Here is a 16,557-nt window from a genome sequence, read left to right as displayed (position 1 = left end):
GAGACGAGCGGTACGTCTGCCAGGATCAGGTGTGACCTCCTCGACGCGCCCGCGCCTGGCACCGCTCTACCTCGCCGGCTTCACCACCGCGTTCGGCGCGCACGGCATCGCAGCCGCCCTGGGCGCCGAGACCGAGGACATCGGCTGGACGCTGCTGGCGTTCGGCTTCACGCTCGCGCTGTACGACCTTGCGGAGGTGCTGCTCAAGCCGCTCTTCGGGGCGCTCAGCGACCGGGTCGGGGTGCGTCCCGTGATCCTCGGGGGGCTGCTGGCCTTCGCCGCGTTCTCGGTGGTCGGAGCGATGGCCCCGGGAATGATCGGCCTCGTGATCGCACGCTTCGGCCAGGGGGCGGCGGCCTCGGCGTTCTCGCCGGCCTCCTCCGCTGCGGTGGCGCGGTTGACGGACGAGGCGTCGCGTGGCCGGTACTTCGGCCGCTACGGCTCCTGGAAGAGTCTCGGATATGCGCTCGGCCCCCTGCTCGGTGCGCTGCTCGTGGTGGCGGGCGGCATCCCGGCGCTGTTCTGGGCCCTGGCCGTGCTCGGGCTGGCCGCGGCGGGATGGGTGCTGGTCGCCGTCCCGGTCGTGCCCGTGCTGCCCCGGAAACGGGTGACCCTCGTGGACCTCGGCTGGGAGCTCCTCGCCCCGGGATTCCTCGTCCCGACGCTGGTGCTGGCGGCGACGACCGGCGCGCTCGCCGTGGCCGTCGGCTTCCTCCCCCTGCTCGGCCGGGAGGCCGGACTCGGCACCGTGGGCAGCATGGCGATCGTCACGGTACTGGCGGTCGTGTCGAGCATCGTGCAGCCGCTGGTCGGGGCGGCGCACGACCGTGGCCGGCTCTCGGTCCGCCTCGGGGCGGTCGGCGGGCTGCTTCTCATCGGCGTGGGCATAGGCCTCTCGGCCCTCTGGGTGACCCCGGTCGTGTTGTGCCTCACGGGTGTGCTGGTCGGTGCCGGGGTGGGGCTGGCCACGCCGGTGGCGTTCTCGCACCTCGCGGCATCGACGCCCGCGGAGCGCATGGGGCGCACGATGGGGAGCGCGGAGCTGGGCCGGGAGCTGGGCGACGCGGGCGGTCCGCTCGTCGCGGGGGCTGTGGCGACGGCGACGGTACCGGCGGTCGGGATCGGCGTCATCGCGGCGCTCACGGCGGGAGCGGGCGCCCTGGCTCTCCTCGGTCTCCGACCGCCGCGTGCCGACGCCCGTCCGAGTGGGGCCGCCTGACCGCGGCGGCCCGGTTCAGGGGCCGAGCAGGCGCTCGATCACGCGGGCCACGCCGTCGTCGTCGTTGGTCGCGGTGGTCTCGTGCGCGGCCTCCTGCACGACGGGTTCCGCGTGTGCCATGGCCACGCCGTGACCGGCCCAGCGGAGCATCTCGACGTCGTTGAGGGCGTCTCCGAACGCCACGACGTCGGAGCGATCGATGCCGAGGTGCGTGCAGAGGCGCGCGAGTCCCGTGGCCTTCGTGACGCCCTGCGCCATGACCTCGACGAACGGGGCGCCGGACAGCGTGGCCTCGAAGCCAGTGAGCTCGAGGGATCGCAGGGTCTCGAAGAGTGCGGCGGGCGCGAGCTCGGGGTGCCGGATCACGAGCTTGAGCGTCGGCGCCGCGAGCACCTCGTCCAGCGGCACGCCGCCCATCGTCGCGGGGTCGCGTTTGTGGTCGGACAGCTGCGCGATCGCCGCATAGCCGTGCTGTGCGACGAATGTCTCGCCGCCCTCCCGCACGCTCGCGAAGAGGAGGCCGGGGACGCTGGCGCGCAGCGCGTCGGCGAGAGTGCGCAGCGTCGCGGGCGGCAGCTCCTCGGCGAACAGCATGCGGCCCTCGGTGAGATGTGTCGCGTACGCGCCGTTGCCGCACAGCGCCCACCCGTCGAAGCCGGCGTCGGCGGCGATCACGCGCAGGCCGATCGGCTGGCGGGCAGTGACGGGCACCACCGCGACGCCCGCGTCCCGCGCGGCATCGAGCGCGGCACGGGTGCGCGGCGACACCGCGGACGAGCTGTCGATCAGGGTGCCGTCGAGGTCGGTCGCGATCAGCCGCACGGGGTAGGTCCCTGAGCCTGTCGAAGGGTCAGGAGAAGATCATCGGCAGGTCGTCGTCGGCGTCGTCGCCGCCGAAGTCCAGATCGACCACCACGGGCACGTGGTCGCTGGGCTGCTCGCCCTTGCGCTCGTTGCGGTGGATCGACGCCCCGGTGACGGCATCGGCGAACGTCTTCGAGCCGAGGATGAAGTCGATCCGGATGCCCTCGTTGCGCGGGAACTTCAACCGCTGGTAGTCCCAGTAGGTGTAACCCTCGGGGAGCAGCGGGCGCACGACGTCGGTCACGCCCGCGTCGGTCAGCGCGAAGAACGCGTCGCGCTCGGCGGGGGAGACGTGGGTGGAGCGGCCGACCACGATGTCGGGATCGCCGTTGTCGTGGTCGAACGGGATGATGTTGAAGTCGCCGACGAGGGCGAGCGGAAGGTCGGGATTCGCCGACAGCTCGTCCGCCGTGGACTGCTTGAGCTGCTCGAGCCAGTGCAGCTTGTAGACGTAGTGCGGGTCGTCGAGCGAGCGGCCGTTGGGCACGTACAGGCTCCAGACGCGCACGCCGTCGACCATGACGCCCAGGGCACGCGCCTCCTGCGGGGCGTCGGGGCCCTCGTGGCCCTTCGCGAACCCGGGCATGCCGTCGAAGGCGGTGCGGACGTCGGTGATCGGCAGCCGGCTGGCGATGGCGACGCCGTTCCACTGATTCAGGCCGTGCACCTCGACGTGGTAGCCGGCCTCCTCGAAGGGCGCATATGGGAACTGCTCCGGCTTGCACTTCACCTCCTGCATCGCGAGCACGTCGATGTCTTCACGGACGGCGAACTCGACGGTGCGGGTGACGCGGGTGCGGATGGAGTTGACGTTCCAGGTGGCCAAGCGCATGCGTCCAGCCTAGGGTGTGCCTCCTACACTGGATGCCGTGACCGCACTCGACGCAGACCGCCAGACCCTCCTCGCCCTCATCACGGACGAGGCGGTGTTCCACGGCGATTTCACCCTCTCCAGCGGCAAGAAGGCGACGTACTACGTCGACATGCGCAAGCTCACCCTCGACCACCGCGCCGCCCCGGCCATCGGCCGCATCATGCTCGACCTGATCGCCGATCTCGACGTCGTCGCCGTCGGCGGTCTGACGCTCGGCGCCGACCCGATCGCGAACGCCGTCCTGCATGCCTCGGTCGGCACTGACCGTCCGCTCGACGCGTTCGTCGTGCGGAAGGAGCCGAAGGACCACGGACGCGGTCGCCAGATCGAGGGCGCCGACGTGAAGGGCAAGCGCGTGGTCGTGCTGGAGGACACCTCGACCACCGGGCAGTCCGCGCTCAAGGCGGTCGAGGCGCTGCGCAAGGAAGGTGCGGAGGTCGTCGCGGTCGCGGTGATCGTCGACCGCAAGACCGGCGCGCAGGCCGCCATCGAGGCCGAGGGCCTGGAGTGGCGCGCGGCCTTCGACCTCGACGATCTCGGACTCGACCCGCAGTGAGCCGCTATGCGCTGGCCGTCGACGTGGGCGGCACGAAGATGGAGGCCGCCCTCGTCGCCGACGACGGCACGCTCGTCCCCGGCAGCCGCAGCCGGCAGCCCACCGGTCGGGAGGCGACGTCGGCGTCGCTGACGGCGGCGGTCGACGCGATCGTGCGGCATGCGCTCGCCGCCCTCCCTGCCGACGCGGAGCTCGTCGGCGCCGGGATCGGCAGCGCGGGTCCCGTGGATCGGACCCGCGGTGAGATCCTGCCGGTGAACATGCCCCTCGCGCGGGGGTTCGGCCTCGTCGACGCGGTCGCCCGTGCGGCCTCGGCCGCACTCGGACGGGACGTCCCGGCGGTCCTGGGTCACGACGGCGGCGCGCTCGCGCTCGCGGAGTCGTGGCTGGGGGCGACGCAGCAGGCGGGAGCCTCGTTGTCGATCGTCGTGTCCACCGGCGTCGGCGGCGGTTTCGTCGTGGGCGGTGCGTATGTGCCCGGGGCGAGCGGCAACGCCGGGCACCTCGGGCAGGTGCGCCGCGAGGGCGGGCTCACTCTCGAGGAGATCGCCTCCGGACCTGCCAGTGCCGCCTGGGCGCGGGAGCAGGGCTGGTCCGGCGCGACCGGGGAGGACCTGGCCCGGGACGCCGAGGCCGGTGTCGCCGTCGCCCGCGCGGCGATCGAGCGCTCGGCCCGCGCCGTCGGGGAGGCACTGGCCGATGCCGCCACCCTCGTCGACCTCGACGTCGTCGCCATCGGCGGCGGCTTCTCGCGGGTGTCGGCGGACTACATCGACCTCGTCCAGCAGGCTCTCACCGCCAGCGCCGTGCACGAGTACTCCCGTCGCACCCTCGTCGTCCGCTCGGGCCTGGGCGACGAGGGGCCGCTGATCGGCGCCGCCGCCCTCGTCCTGCGCTGACGTGAGTGTCAGCTCCCTGACACGAGCAGGTGTCGCGGGGGCCCTTCGAGCCGGGCGACGGCGATCTTCAGGTCCGTGACGTCCGCCGCCACCGCATCGATGCGGGCGCCGAGCTTCTCTTCAACGGTGTCGATGCGTGCGCCGAGCTTCTCTTCGACGGAGTCGATGCGTGCGCCGAGCTTCTCTTCGACGGAGTCGATGCGTGCGCCGAGCTTCTCTTCGACGGAGCCGATGCGTGCGCCGAGCTTCTCTTCGACGGAGCCGATGCCTGTGGAGAGCCGGTGGTCGACGGCGCCGAGACGCTCGTCGATGCGACGGATCATCCACGCCCCTGCCGCGAACAGACTCGCGCCGAGGGTGAGCACGACGCCGATCGCGCTGACGATGATCGTGAGGGTGTCCGCGGACACGGTGCTCCCTTCCTCGGTGCGGGTGTGGCTTTGACGATACGTGGTCGCCGTGCGGGCGCCGGTCGGAATTCCGGCATCTGTGAAGAGGTCGCGTGCAGGCTCGATGGGGGAGGAAGAGTCGGTCACCGCAACGCCGGGACGGCGCGCCCGGAGTGCGACGCCACGAGCATGAGCACGGGGATGACCGCGCACAACACGGCGGACACGAGGAACGTGACGCTCGACGCCGGGTCGCGCCCGATCAGCAGGACGAGCGTCGGGACGAACGTGCCGCCGACCGCGCCGCAGGCCACGAGCGCCCCGGTGACCGCGGCGCTGCGGGCCGGATCGAGTCGGTCGAGCGCGAGTCCGAGGATGAGGCCGTAGCTCGGGGCCAGCAGGACCACCACGACGGCCAGGATGAGCAGCGCCGCGACCGGCTGCTCGCCGAGGAGCTCGCCGGCGAGCACCAGGAGGACGGCGGCAGCCCCCGTCGCGGTCGCCAGCAGGGCGAGCGGCGGAACCGCCGCGCGCCGGAGAGCGGCGGCGCCGAAGCGGCCGACGGCCATCAGCGCCCAGAAGGCCGAGGTGCCGAGGGCGGCGGTGGCGGGCTCGATCGCGAGCGCCCGCTCCGGGATCACGGCCGACCAGCCCGACAGGACGGTCTCCACGCCGACGTAGAGGGGCAGAGCCAGCGCGAAGGGGAGGAGGACGAGCAGGGAGCGTGCATCCCGTCGCGCCGGGGCCTCGGTCGCACGGGCGAGAGTGCTGGCGCCGGCGAGCACCGCGACGGTCGCCACGGGTACGGTCGCGAGCAGCGCCAGGGCCGGACGGGCGCCGGCCCCGAGCGCGACCACGAGCGGTGTGACGGCGGCGCACACGGCGACCGTGCCCATCAGGGCGCTCAGCACCCCGGTCGCGCTCCCCGTGCTGGCGGCCTTGGCTGCCACGGAGCCCGCGGCCTCGACGAGACCGAACCCGAGCCCCGCGAGCGCGGCGGCCGCGATGAAGACGCCCGGATCCGTCGCGAGGGCGACACCGACGATGGCGGCCGCCTGCAGGAGGCTGCCCAGCACGAGCGTCGTCCGGGGCGGTCGGCGCACCAGGAGCGGGCCCGACAGCAGCACGCCCACGAGGAGTCCCGCGAAGAGGACGGGCACGGCGGCACTCAGGTCGGCGTCCGTCGCGTGCTCTGCGGACGGAAGGACGGCCGGGACGAACGCCGCGGTCACGCCGAGGCCGCCGAACGCCGTGAACAGCCCGACGCGGAGTCGGCTCGCGCTCATCTCAGGCACCGCCCGCGCGCACGTGATGCACGGCGGCGAAGGTGTCGCGGAGGGCCTCCATCGAGCGGTCGTAGTTGGACTGCGCGACCCCGATGAAGATGCAGTCGACGACCATGAGCTGGGCGATCCGGCTGCCCAGGGCCCCGGAGCGGAAGCCCGTCTCGCGCGCGGCGGTGGTCAGCACGATGTCGGCCCGACCGGCGAGCGGGGAGCCGGCGTGGTTGGTGATGGCGATGGTCGTGGCGCCCGCCTGCCGGGCGAGCAGGAGGAACTCGATGGTGTCGGTCGTGGCTCCCGTGTGCGAGACGGCGATCGCGACGTTCCCCGGCCCGAGGGTGGCGGCCGAGGTCCAGGCGGCGTGCGGGTCGGACCACTCCAACGCCGTCCGCCCGATCCGGGTGAGCTTGCGCTGGAGGTCGAGCCCGACGATGGAGCTCGCCCCCACGCCGAAGATGTCCACCCGGGTGGAGGAGGTGATCGCCTCGACCGTGGCGCGGAGCGCGTCGGTGTCGAGCACCTTGGCGGTGTCGGCGAGGGAGAGCGTCTCGGCGAGCGACACCTTCGCGACGATGTCGGCGAGGGTGTCGTTGCGGTCGATGTCGCCGGACACGGCGGGGAGCGCGGCGGTGTCGAAGGTCTCGCGTTCGACCTCCCGCAGCACATGGTTGCGCAGCTCGCGCACATGCTCGTACCCGAGACGCTTGCAGAACCGCACGACGGACGTGGTCGAGGTGTCGCAGCGGTGCGCGAGCTCGGCGACGGAGAGCCCGGCGGTTCCGGCGGGGTCGGCGAGGAACAGGTCGGCGATGCGCTGCTCGCTCGGACGGAGTTCTGGGCGCAGGGCGCGCATCCGCACGAGCACGAGATGGGTGCCGGCGTCGTCGCGAGCGGCATCGTGGGGCATGGGGTCTCCGATCGGTGTTCATAACACTAGAGGAACTTCTGTTACATGCGTAGATGCTTTCGTGTACTTTTGGTACTTACCCAGACCGACGATGTTCGCGGGGCATCAGGCAGCACCGCCTGATCCGAGCCAGGGCGACGCGGTCCCAGCCAGGAGGAAACAGCAATGAGCACAGCACGGTGGGCGTCTCTCGGCGCCCTCACCGCCACGGGCCTCGCCGCGGCGCTCGTCATCACCGGGTGTTCCGCACCGGCGTCGAACCCGTCCGACACCGGATCCGGATCCGCCGGCGGCGACCTGGTCATCGGCGTCACGAGCGATCCCGACACCCTCTTCCCGTGGAAGGCCACCCAGTTCCAGGCGGTCAACGTCCTGCAGAACCTGTACGGCACGCTGACCGAGTTCGACGAGGAGCTCAACGTCGTCCCCGGTCTCGCCGAGTCCTGGGACGTCTCCGAAGACGGCCTCACGGTCACCCTCCACCTCCGCGAGGGCGTCACGTTCGCGGACGGCAGCGCCTTCGACTCCGCCGACGTGAAGTACTCGCTGGACGCGATCGCCGATGAGGCGACCGCTGCCGTGGCCGCGAGCTCCCTCGCCTCGGTCGCCGCCGTCGAGGCCACCGACGAGAGCACCGTCACCCTCACCCTCAGTGCCCCCGATGCCGCGCTGCCCGCGAACCTCGCCGTCATCAACATGGCGATGCTCTCGTCGGACGACACCGAAGAGGCGCTCAACACCACCCCGAACGGCACCGGCCCGTTCGTGCTGGAGGACCGGAAGGCGAGCCAGTCGCTCACCCTCGCCAAGAACGAGGACTACTGGGGCGACACCGCGCTGCTCGACACCGTCGAGTTCCGCGTGATCCCCGACGAGTCGTCCATCGTCTCGGCGATGCAGTCCGGCAACGTGCAGCTGGCCGTGTTCGACGACCCGCTCGTCGCGCAGACGGCCGAGGGCGCGAACGTCGAGGTCGCCACCACCCCGCAGCTCAGCTACCACGCCCTGCAGCTGAACGCGCAGCGCGGCGACCTCGCCGACGTGAACGTCCGCCTCGCGATGCAGTGCGCGATCGACCGTCAGGAGGTGCTCGACACCGCCGCGCTCGGCGAGGGCGAGGTCACCGGTCCGATCACCTCTCCCGCGTTCAAGTCCGACCCCGACGCGCGCCCGTGCCCCGAGCGTGACCTCGACAAGGCGGCCGAGTACCTGAAGAAGGCCGGCAAGGAGGACGGCGTCACCGTCAAGACGATCGTGTCCCAGGGCGAGTACGCCACCTCCGTCAACGAGGCGCAGAACCTCAAGGCGCAGCTCGCCGACGCGAACATCACGCTCGACCTCGAGGTGCTCGAGTCCGGCGCGTTCGTGGACCGCTGGATCGCGGCCGACTTCGACGCCGCGGTCGCCCTCAACGGCGGACGCCCGGACCCGGACGGCATGTACGGCCGTTACTTCACCAGCACTGGCAACCTGAACCAGGTCGCGGGGTACTCGTCGCCCGAGCTCGACGCGCTCTTCGCCGAGGGACGCGAGACGGCTGACCCGGAGAAGCGCAAGGACATCTACGCGCAGGTCTCCGAGAACCTCGAGGACAACGCCGCCTGGATCTGGCTGTTCACCAGCTACACCTACACCGCGACGGCCTCGACCGTCGACGGCTTCACCCCGATGGCGAACGGCTCGCTGCAGTACCTGCGGACCACCTCCATCCAGTAGTGGAACGAGGGGGCGCGGATGTCCGCGCCCCCTCGACTCCCCGACGACAGGCACCTCTCCCACGCGCATGTTCAGACAGCTCCTCCGCAACAGCGTGCTGCGACGCATCCTCGCAGCCCTCGGCACCCTCTTCGGCGTCGCCGTCTTCGTCTTCCTGATGCTGCGCGCCATCCCCGGCGACCAGATCAGCTCCGGCCTCGGCACCGAGGCGGCCGCGCTCACTCCGGCGCAGCGTGCCGCGCTCGAGGCGTACTACGGTCTCGACCAGCCGCTCGTCGTGCAGTTCTTCTCCTGGCTCGGCAACATCTTCACCGGCAACCTCGGCTTCTCCTCTCGGGCGCAGACCAGCGTGCTCGAGCTCACCGCCGCCGCGCTGCCGGTCACCTTCGAGCTCGCGATCTTCTCGATCGTCATCGCGCTCGCCATCGGCATCCCGCTCGGCATGCTCTCCGCCTCGAAGCCCGACTCGTTCCGTGACGGCGTCGGTCAGGTCGTCGGCCTCGCCGGCCTCTCGATCCCCGCGTTCCTGCTCGGAACGGCGCTGCTGGCGATCCTCGCGCAGTCCCTCGGCTTCAACCCGAACGGCCAGGGCTACGCGCGGCTCTTCGACGACCCCGCTCTGAACCTCCAGCAGATGCTCCTGCCGTCGATCGTGCTCGGCTTCGGCATCGCCGCGCCGATCATGCGCACCACGCGCACCGCGGTCCTGGAGATCCGTGCCAACGACTTCATCCGCACCGCGAAGGCCAAGGGCGTGCCGCCCCGCCGCCTCCAGGTGCGCCATGTGCTGGGCAACGCGCTGGTCCCCATCGTCACCATGACCGGTCTGCAGTTCGGCTACCTGCTGGGCGGTGCGGTCGTGGTGGAGCAGATCTTCTCGCTCCCCGGCATCGGCCGCCAGGTGCTGCTCGGCATCCAGCAGAAGGAGTACGCGCTCGTGCAGAGCACCGTCCTGGTGATCGCGCTCGCCTTCGTCATCGTCAACCTGCTCACCGACCTGCTCTACCGGGTCATCGATCCCCGGGTGCGTGCCGCATGACCGACATCTCTCAGACCCCGGCCCTCGCTCCCGGCGGCGGGCGCACCATGGAGCGCGTGCGTCTTCTGCTGCGCAGCCGCAGTGGTCTCGCCGGCCTCATCATCGTCGTGCTGCTCGCGGTGCTGAGCCTCGTCTCGGCGTTCGGCCTGCTGCCGTTCGACCCGCTCGCGCAGGACCCGCCGTCCCGGCTGCAGCCGCCGTCCGCGGTGCACTGGTTCGGCACCGACCAGTTCGGCCGCGACGTGTTCTCGCGGGTGGCAGCCGGTGTCGCCAACTCGGCGCTCATCTCCGTGGTCGCCGTGGCGTTCGCGACCGTGGTCGGCACGGTCTGCGGACTCATCGCCGGTTTCTACCGCGGCTTCTCCGACGGTGCGATCACGGCGGTCACCAACGTGCTGTTCGCGTTCCCGCCGCTGCTGCTCGCCCTGTCGCTCGCCTCGGTGTTCGACCGCAACTGGTTCACGATCGCCGTGGCCATCGCGATCGTCTACGTGCCGATCTTCATCCGCGTGACCCGCGGCCCCGTGCTGTCGCTGCGCGAGGTGGAGTACGTCAAGGCGGCCAAGAGCACGGGGCAGAGCCGCATGGCGACCATGTTCCGCCACGTCCTGCCGAACATCACCTCGATCATCATCGTGCAGGTCACGCTCTCCCTCTCGTGGGCGGTGCTCACGGAGGCGTCGCTGAGCTTCCTCGGACTCGGGACTCCGCCGCCCGCGCCCTCGCTCGGCTCCATGATCTTCGAGGCGCGGACCCTCGTGACCATCGCCCCGTGGACGATGATCGCCCCCGGCGTGATCGTCGTGCTCCTCGTCGTCGGCCTGAACCTGCTGGGCGACGGGCTGCGCGACAGCCTCGACCCGCGGAACCGGGGCAAGCGATGATCGCGGAAGACCTCGGCGCTCTCGCCACTGAGGCGAGCGACCCCCGGTACGCCCGCCTCGATCAGATGAGCGTGGCCGAGCTCGCGCAGACCATGAACGAGGCCGACGCCACCGTGCCCGCGGCCGTGCAGCGCGCTCTCCCGCAGATCGTCCCGGCGATCGAGCAGACGGCCGCACGCATGGCGCAGGGCGGACGCCTGGTGTACGTCGGCGCGGGCACCCCCGGACGCATCGGCGTGCTCGACGCCTCCGAGTGCCCTCCCACGTTCAGCACCCCGCCGGAGCTGGTGTTCGCGATCATGGCCGGCGGTCCCGGCGCGATCGTGAACCCCGTCGAAGGCGCGGAGGACGACGCGGAGGCGGGTGCCGCGGCCATCGACGCCGCAGGCATCGGCCCGCTCGACACCGTGATCGGCATCGCCTCCAGCGGCCGCACGCCGTACGTGGTCGCCGCCGTCCGACGGGCGCGGGAGCGCGGGGCGCTCAGCGTCGGCCTGTCCTGCAACACCGGCACCGCGCTGAGCGCGGTCGCCGAGCACGGCATCGAGGTCGAGGTCGGCCCCGAGGTTCTCGCCGGCTCCACGCGCCTCAAGTCCGGCACGGCGCAGAAGCTCGTCCTGAACATGTTCTCGACCATCGCGATGGTCCGGAACGGCAAGGCCTACGGCAACCTGATGGTCGACGTGAAGGCCACGAACCACAAGCTCCGCGAGCGCGCGATCCGCATGGTGCGGACGATCGCCGACGTCGATCGCGACACGGCGGCGGCCGCGCTGGAGAGCGCAGGGTGGGACGTGAAACTCGCCACGATCATGATCCGCCGCGGGGAGGACCTCGCCGCGGCCACCGACCGACTCGCGGCGGCCGACGGCCGTCTGCGTACCGCACTGGAGGAGAACTGATGCGCGTCCTGGGACTGATCTCCGGCACCTCGCACGACGGGATCGACGCCGCCGTCGTCGACTTCGCCACCAACGGGGGGTTCACGGCGCACGGCGTCGACCTCCGGGGCACGGTGCTCGCCTCCACCAGCGTCCCCTACGATCCCGAGCTGCGGGCACGCCTCATCGCCGCGCTCCCTCCGGCGCAGACCACCCTGGCCGAGGTGGCCGAGCTCGATACCCTCATCGGGCAGGCGTTCGCCGACGTCGCAGCCGAGGTCGCGGCCGAGGTCGGCGGCGTCGACGCGGTGTGCTCGCACGGCCAGACCGTCTACCACTGGGTCGACGGCGCCCACGCCCTCGGCACCCTCCAGATCGGGCAGCCCGCCTGGATCGCCGAGAAGACCGGTGTGCCCGTCGTCTCCGACATCCGTATCCGCGACATCACCGCGGGCGGCCACGGCGCTCCGCTCGTGTCGTTCCTCGACGAGCTGCTGCTCCGTGGCCGCGCCGGCGTCTCGGCGGCGCTCAACCTCGGCGGCATCTCCAACATGACCGTCGTCCGCCCGGACGGCCTCGTCGCCTACGACATCGGCCCCGCGAACGCCCTGGTCGACGCGGTCATCGTTGCGCACGACCTCAACCCGCTCGGCTATGACGACGATGCGGCGATCGCCCGGACGGGACGGGTCGACCAGGCGCTGCTGGACGCCATGCTCGCGGACCCGTACTACGCCCTCACCCCGCCGAAGAGCACGGGCAAGGAGCACTTCCACCTCGCCTACGTGCAGGAGCACCTCGCGGCGCAGGGACGTGAGATCGCGGTCGCCGACGTCGTGCGCACGCTCACCGAGCTCACGGTCCGCACGGTCGCCCGCGACGTCGAGGCCGCCGGGATCGGCTTCCTCGCGGTGTCCGGCGGCGGCTGCCGCAACCCGCTGATCCTGGACGGGCTGCGGACCGCGCTGCCGCAGACCGAGGTCGTCCTGGCCGACGAGCTCGGCGCCCCCGCCGACAGCAAGGAGGCCATCCTCCTCGCGCTCATCGGCTGGTCGACCCTGCACGGCGTCCCCGCCATCGTCCCCGGCGGGACCGGGGCGCGCGAGCCGCGCATCCTCGGCACGATCACGCCCGGCGCCGGTCCGCTGCAGATGCCAGAGCAGGTCGCGGCCATCGACTCCCTCGCCCTCACGGAGGCGGCGGGATCGTGACCGTCGTCGAGCGGATGCGCGTGCTGCGGGTGCCTTCGCCCCTGGCGCGTCCCTTCGTCACGGCCGTCCGTCGCACGGACCACCTCGATGTCGTGCTCGTGGAGGTGACCGACGCCGACGGCCGCCGCGGATACGGGGAGGCCGCGACGAGCTGGCGCGTCACGGGGGAGAGCCCGGAGAGCGTGACGGCCGTGGTCGCCGGTCCCTTCGCCGACGCCGTGCTCGGGCGCTCCGTCGACGACCCCGGGCTGCCGGACGCCCTCGCCGCGGCGGCCTGGGGCAACGCCGCTGCCCGCAGTGCGGTGGCCTGCGGGGTCGCCGACCTCGCCGCGCAGCACCGGGACGAGCCGCTCGCGCAGACGCTCGCCCCGCACGCAGACGCGCCCGCGCGCATCCGTACCGACATGACGCTGTCGGTGGCGGAGCCGGCCGCACTGGCCGCGACCGCGGTCGAGCATGCGGCGGCGGGATTCCGCTGCCTCAAGATCAAGGCGTCCCGCGAACACGACACGGTCGCGGGTCTCCTAGCCGTCTGCTCCGCCGTCGGTGCCGACATCACCCTGCGCGTGGACGCGAACCAGGCGTGGGACGCCGAGACCGCGATCCGCGTCATCCGGGCGGCGGAGGACGCCGGTCTCGGACTCGAACTCGTCGAGCAGCCCGTCGCCGCGCGCGACCTCGATGCGCTGGCCGTGGTGACCGCCGCCGTCGACACGCCGATCATGGCGGACGAGTCGGTCCGCACCGCGCGGGACGTCCGGGACATCGCCGTGCGCGGAGCCGCCGGGCTCGTGAACGTCAAGCTCGCCAAGACCGGCGGGCTCCGCGAGGCGCTCGCGTGCGTGCAGGCCGCCCGCTCCGCCGGACTCGGCGTCATCATCGGCTGCATGATGGAGTCGCACGTCGGGGTGGCCGCCGCGGCGCACCTCGCCGCCGCGGTCGCTCCGGACGTCGTGCACGACCTCGACGCGGCATCGTGGTTGCGCCGGTCGCCGGTGACCGGAGGGCTGACCGCCGACGCGGGGCGGCTCACCCTCGCCGCGGCGGCGGGACTGGGGATCACCGGGATCACCCCCGATGCCGAGGTGCTGCTCGACCGCTCCCGGACCGGAGCTCTCGTATGAGCGCCGCCGAGGCGATCGCCGCAGTCCTCGCCGGGCCGACCGCGCCGCGCGGAGCCGTCGCCGGTGTCGCCACCCGCATGGGCCGGGACACGGCCGCCGGCGGCCTCGCCGATCTCGCGGGGACGCCGGTCACGACGGACACGGCGTTCGACCTCGCCTCGGTCACCAAGGTCGCCGCCACCACCACCGCGATCCTCCGGCTGGTCTCCCGGGGCGACCTCCGGTTCGACGATCCGGTGGACCGCTTCGTCCCCGGAACCGCCTGCGCCCCCGGGACGACCGTGCGGCACCTGCTCCTGCACCGGGCGGGGCTCTGGGAGTGGCAGCCGCTCTACCTCGACGGTACGAACGACGGCGCGGCCGCCGCCGACACTCTCCCGCTCCGCTACGGCGTGGACGAAGGACGGCGCTATTCCGACCTGGGTTTCCTGATCCTCGGACGGATCATCGCCGCCGCGACCGGCCTCCCCCTCGACGCCGCCGTGCGCGAGCTCGTGACCGGGCCCCTCGGTCTCACGCGCACGGGCTACGGGCCCGTCTCCGGTCGGGTCGCGTCATCCGCGGGCAACGGGGATGCCGCCGAGCGACGCATGGTCGCCACCGGCACGCCCTACCCGATCCTCACCTCTCGCCGGCACTTCCCCTGGCGTGAGGGGGAGATCACCGGGGTCGCCAACGACGGCAACTGCTTCCACGCCCTGCACGGCGTCTCCGGGCACGCCGGCCTGTTCGGCACGGTCGACGAGCTGCTGACCCTCGGCGTCGCGCTCGCCGCCCCCGAGTCGCACCCCGAGCTGTGGGATCCGGCGCTCGTGGCCGAGCTGTTCCGCGACGGCCCCGACCCCGGGCAGGCCCTCGGCTGGCGCAGCGACACCGTGACGGCGGACGGGCGCCCGACCCGGGTGCTCTGGCATCCCGGCTACACCGGATGCGCGCTGGGCGTGGTCCCCGCCACCGGAACCGCCGTCGTCCTCCTCGCGAACCGGCTGTTCGCCGACGAGATCGCCCCCACCGAGACCCTGTGGCGCGCAGCGCTGCCCGCACTCCTGGACCCCGAAGGAACGAGTACCCCATGAGCACCACTCCGCCCGTGCTGAGCATCGACGGCCTCGCGGTCGCCTTCCGGACCGGCTCCGAGCTGGTCACCGCCATCAGCGACATCTCGATCGACATCGCCGCCGGGGAGACGGTCGCCGTGGTCGGCGAGTCCGGCTCCGGGAAGTCCACCACGGCGGCCGCGGTCAACCGCCTGCTGCCGGAGAACGGCGTCATCACGGCGGGCAGCATCCGCTTCGACGGCCGCGAGCTCACCGACCTCCCCGAGAACGCGATGGTGTCGCTCCGCGGGGCCGGCATCGGCCTCGTGCCGCAGGATCCGATGTCGAACCTCAACCCCTCCTGCGCGTGGGTGAGCAGATCGGAGAGGCGCTCGAGGTCCACGGGTACACGAGCGGCGACGCGACGAAGGCCCGTGTGGTCGAGCTGCTGGAGATGGTCGGGATCCCCGACGCCGCCCGCCGCGCGACCCAGTACCCGCACGAGTTCTCCGGGGGCATGCGGCAGCGGGTGCTCATCGCGATGGGGCTCGCCTGCAAGCCGCGGCTGCTCATCGCCGACGAGCCCACGTCGGCGCTCGACGTCACGGTGCAGCGGCGGATCCTCGACCAGCTCGACCAGCTGACCGACGAGCTGGGCACCGCGGTGTTCCTCATCACCCACGACCTCGCCCTCGCCGCGGAGCGCGCCGACCGGATCGTCGTGATGTTCCGTGGCCACGTCGTCGAGGAGGGGACATCGGCGGAGGTGCTCGGGAACCCGCAGCACGAGTACACCCGGCAGCTGCTCGCCGCCGCACCGAGCCTCGCGTCCCGCCGCGACGCCCTGCCTGCGCGCGAGGTCGCCGCCGACGCCGTGCCCTTCGTCGAGATCCGGGACCTGCGCAAGGAGTTCCCGCTCCGGAACGCGAAGGCCGGGGAGCCGCAGACCTTCACAGCGGTCGACGGCGTGAGCTTCTCGATCCGTCGCGGCACGACCGTGTCCATCGTGGGCGAGTCGGGCTCGGGCAAGTCCACGACGGCGAACATGGTGCTCGGTCTGGAGGACGCGACCTCCGGGGCCATCCTCTTCGACGGCACCGACCTCACGACCCTCCGCCGCACGGAGCTGTTCGCCCTGCGCCGTCGCGTGCAGCCCGTGTTCCAGAACCCCTACGCCTCGCTCGACCCGCGCTACACGGTCGAGCAGTCGATCGCCGAGCCGCTGCGCGTACACCGGATCGGCACCGCCGCTTCCCGGCACGCCCGCGTCCTGGAGCTCCTGGAGCAGGTCGCCCTGCCCGCGGCCATGGCCGAGCGGCTGCCGCACGAGCTCTCCGGCGGACAGCGGCAGCGCGTCGCGATCGCCCGCGCCCTGGCCCTGGAGCCCGAGCTCGTCGTGCTGGACGAGGCGGTCTCCGCGCTCGACGTGCTGGTGCAGGCACAGATCCTCGACCTCCTCGCCGACCTGCAGAAGCGCCTCGGGCTCAGCTACCTCTTCATCAGCCACGACCTGGCCGTCGTGCGCATGATCTCCGACGAGGTGCACGTGATGCAGCGCGGCGTCGTGGTCGAGAGCGGCACCCCGGAGAGCATCTTCGACACGCCGCAGCATCCGTACACCCGGGAGCTGCTCGCCGCGATCCCCGGGGCGTCGCTCGCCTCCTGAGACCTCCA

15 protein-coding genes and 1 pseudogene are annotated in these 16,557 nt (G+C 72.2%); 11 read left to right on the top strand and 5 right to left on the bottom strand.

Translation table 11 applies throughout. The features are described 5' to 3' along the window. Positions 1 to 31: 31 nt before the first annotated feature. Positions 32 to 1,219 (top strand): MFS transporter, encoded by a 1,188-nt coding sequence (locus tag IZR02_RS15405; protein WP_025104915.1) that lies wholly within the window; start codon positions 32 to 34, stop codon positions 1,217 to 1,219. 15 nt (positions 1,220 to 1,234) lie between these two features. Here IZR02_RS15405 and IZR02_RS15400 read toward each other — a convergent pair whose 3' ends face one another. Beyond that, a complete protein-coding gene (locus tag IZR02_RS15400; protein WP_025104914.1) occupies positions 1,235 to 2,041 on the bottom strand; it encodes an HAD family hydrolase in 807 nt (268 codons plus the stop codon). Between the two features lie 28 nt (positions 2,042 to 2,069). Then, positions 2,070 to 2,915 carry an exodeoxyribonuclease III gene (locus IZR02_RS15395; protein WP_025104913.1) on the bottom strand — a complete coding sequence of 282 codons (846 nt, stop codon included), beginning with the start codon at positions 2,913 to 2,915 and terminating at the stop codon, positions 2,070 to 2,072. Between the two features lie 37 nt (positions 2,916 to 2,952). Between IZR02_RS15395 and pyrE the strand changes: the two genes are divergently transcribed. Then, entirely contained in the window at positions 2,953 to 3,513 is a 561-nt protein-coding gene (pyrE, locus tag IZR02_RS15390; protein ID WP_025104912.1) for an orotate phosphoribosyltransferase, read from the top strand. Next, a complete protein-coding gene (locus IZR02_RS15385) occupies positions 3,510 to 4,412 on the top strand; it encodes an ROK family protein (protein WP_025104911.1) in 903 nt (300 codons plus the stop codon). The genes pyrE and IZR02_RS15385 overlap by 4 nt, the downstream gene beginning before the upstream one ends. An 8-nt stretch (positions 4,413 to 4,420) precedes the next feature. Here the strand turns inward: IZR02_RS15385 and IZR02_RS15380 are convergent, their stop codons facing one another. The 3 genes from IZR02_RS15380 to IZR02_RS15370 all read right to left on the bottom strand — a co-directional run bounded on the left by IZR02_RS15380 (position 4,421) and on the right by IZR02_RS15370 (position 6,991). Beyond that, positions 4,421 to 4,822 carry a hypothetical protein gene (locus IZR02_RS15380; protein ID WP_025104910.1) on the bottom strand — a complete coding sequence of 134 codons (402 nt, stop codon included), beginning with the start codon at positions 4,820 to 4,822 and terminating at the stop codon, positions 4,421 to 4,423. A gap of 122 nt (positions 4,823 to 4,944) precedes the next feature. Next, complete coding sequence (locus IZR02_RS15375; RefSeq protein ID WP_025104909.1) at positions 4,945 to 6,087, bottom strand: MFS transporter; 1,143 nt, start codon at positions 6,085 to 6,087, stop codon at positions 4,945 to 4,947. A gap of 1 nt (position 6,088) precedes the next feature. Next, on the bottom strand, positions 6,089 to 6,991 hold the full coding sequence (locus IZR02_RS15370) for a MurR/RpiR family transcriptional regulator (RefSeq protein ID WP_025104908.1): 903 nt from the start codon (positions 6,989 to 6,991) through the stop codon (positions 6,089 to 6,091). A gap of 165 nt (positions 6,992 to 7,156) precedes the next feature. On the opposite strand from IZR02_RS15370, the gene IZR02_RS15365 reads away from it, so the two are divergent. The 8 genes and pseudogenes from IZR02_RS15365 (at position 7,157) to IZR02_RS15330 (ending at position 16,549) form a co-directional block, all read left to right on the top strand. Continuing rightward, entirely contained in the window at positions 7,157 to 8,707 is a 1,551-nt protein-coding gene (locus IZR02_RS15365; RefSeq protein ID WP_025104907.1) for an ABC transporter substrate-binding protein, read from the top strand. Between the two features lie 67 nt (positions 8,708 to 8,774). Further along, positions 8,775 to 9,746: an ABC transporter permease gene (locus tag IZR02_RS15360; protein ID WP_025104906.1), complete on the top strand. Its 972-nt coding sequence runs from the start codon at positions 8,775 to 8,777 to the stop codon at positions 9,744 to 9,746. After that, positions 9,743 to 10,630 (top strand): ABC transporter permease, encoded by an 888-nt coding sequence (locus IZR02_RS15355; protein WP_025104905.1) that lies wholly within the window; start codon positions 9,743 to 9,745, stop codon positions 10,628 to 10,630. The genes IZR02_RS15360 and IZR02_RS15355 overlap by 4 nt, the downstream gene beginning before the upstream one ends. After that, entirely contained in the window at positions 10,627 to 11,532 is a 906-nt protein-coding gene (gene murQ, locus IZR02_RS15350) for an N-acetylmuramic acid 6-phosphate etherase (RefSeq protein ID WP_025104904.1), read from the top strand. The genes IZR02_RS15355 and murQ overlap by 4 nt, the downstream gene beginning before the upstream one ends. Further along, positions 11,532 to 12,722 (top strand): anhydro-N-acetylmuramic acid kinase, encoded by a 1,191-nt coding sequence (locus IZR02_RS15345; protein ID WP_025104903.1) that lies wholly within the window; start codon positions 11,532 to 11,534, stop codon positions 12,720 to 12,722. The genes murQ and IZR02_RS15345 overlap by 1 nt, the downstream gene beginning before the upstream one ends. Beyond that, positions 12,719 to 13,846 (top strand): enolase C-terminal domain-like protein, encoded by a 1,128-nt coding sequence (locus tag IZR02_RS15340; protein WP_197426465.1) that lies wholly within the window; start codon positions 12,719 to 12,721, stop codon positions 13,844 to 13,846. The genes IZR02_RS15345 and IZR02_RS15340 overlap by 4 nt, the downstream gene beginning before the upstream one ends. Then, positions 13,843 to 14,922 (top strand): serine hydrolase domain-containing protein, encoded by a 1,080-nt coding sequence (locus tag IZR02_RS15335; RefSeq protein WP_025104901.1) that lies wholly within the window; start codon positions 13,843 to 13,845, stop codon positions 14,920 to 14,922. Before IZR02_RS15340 ends, IZR02_RS15335 begins: the two co-directional genes overlap by 4 nt. Further along, positions 14,919 to 16,549: pseudogene (locus tag IZR02_RS15330) on the top strand (ABC transporter ATP-binding protein). The gene IZR02_RS15335 and the pseudogene IZR02_RS15330 overlap by 4 nt, the downstream one beginning before the upstream one ends. Positions 16,550 to 16,557: the final 8 nt, after the last annotated feature.

Origin of the sequence: Microbacterium paraoxydans (genome assembly GCF_019056515.1) — a bacterium.
Lineage (GTDB): Bacteria > Actinomycetota > Actinomycetes > Actinomycetales > Microbacteriaceae > Microbacterium.
The sequence above is the reverse complement of the archived record's forward strand: the minus strand, read 5'-3'. Positions and strand labels throughout refer to the sequence as shown.

Coding starts and splice junctions, on each gene's coding strand:
- IZR02_RS15395 (WP_025104913.1), bottom strand. CDS start 2,915: ATGCGCTTGGCCACCTGGAACGTCAACTCCATCCGCACCCGCGTCACC.
- IZR02_RS15375 (WP_025104909.1), bottom strand. CDS start 6,087: ATGAGCGCGAGCCGACTCCGCGTCGGGCTGTTCACGGCGTTCGGCGGC.
- IZR02_RS15370 (WP_025104908.1), bottom strand. CDS start 6,991: ATGCCCCACGATGCCGCTCGCGACGACGCCGGCACCCATCTCGTGCTC.
- IZR02_RS15365 (WP_025104907.1), top strand. CDS start 7,157: ATGAGCACAGCACGGTGGGCGTCTCTCGGCGCCCTCACCGCCACGGGC.
- IZR02_RS15360 (WP_025104906.1), top strand. CDS start 8,775: ATGTTCAGACAGCTCCTCCGCAACAGCGTGCTGCGACGCATCCTCGCA.
- IZR02_RS15355 (WP_025104905.1), top strand. CDS start 9,743: ATGACCGACATCTCTCAGACCCCGGCCCTCGCTCCCGGCGGCGGGCGC.
- murQ (WP_025104904.1), top strand. CDS start 10,627: ATGATCGCGGAAGACCTCGGCGCTCTCGCCACTGAGGCGAGCGACCCC.
- IZR02_RS15345 (WP_025104903.1), top strand. CDS start 11,532: ATGCGCGTCCTGGGACTGATCTCCGGCACCTCGCACGACGGGATCGAC.
- IZR02_RS15335 (WP_025104901.1), top strand. CDS start 13,843: ATGAGCGCCGCCGAGGCGATCGCCGCAGTCCTCGCCGGGCCGACCGCG.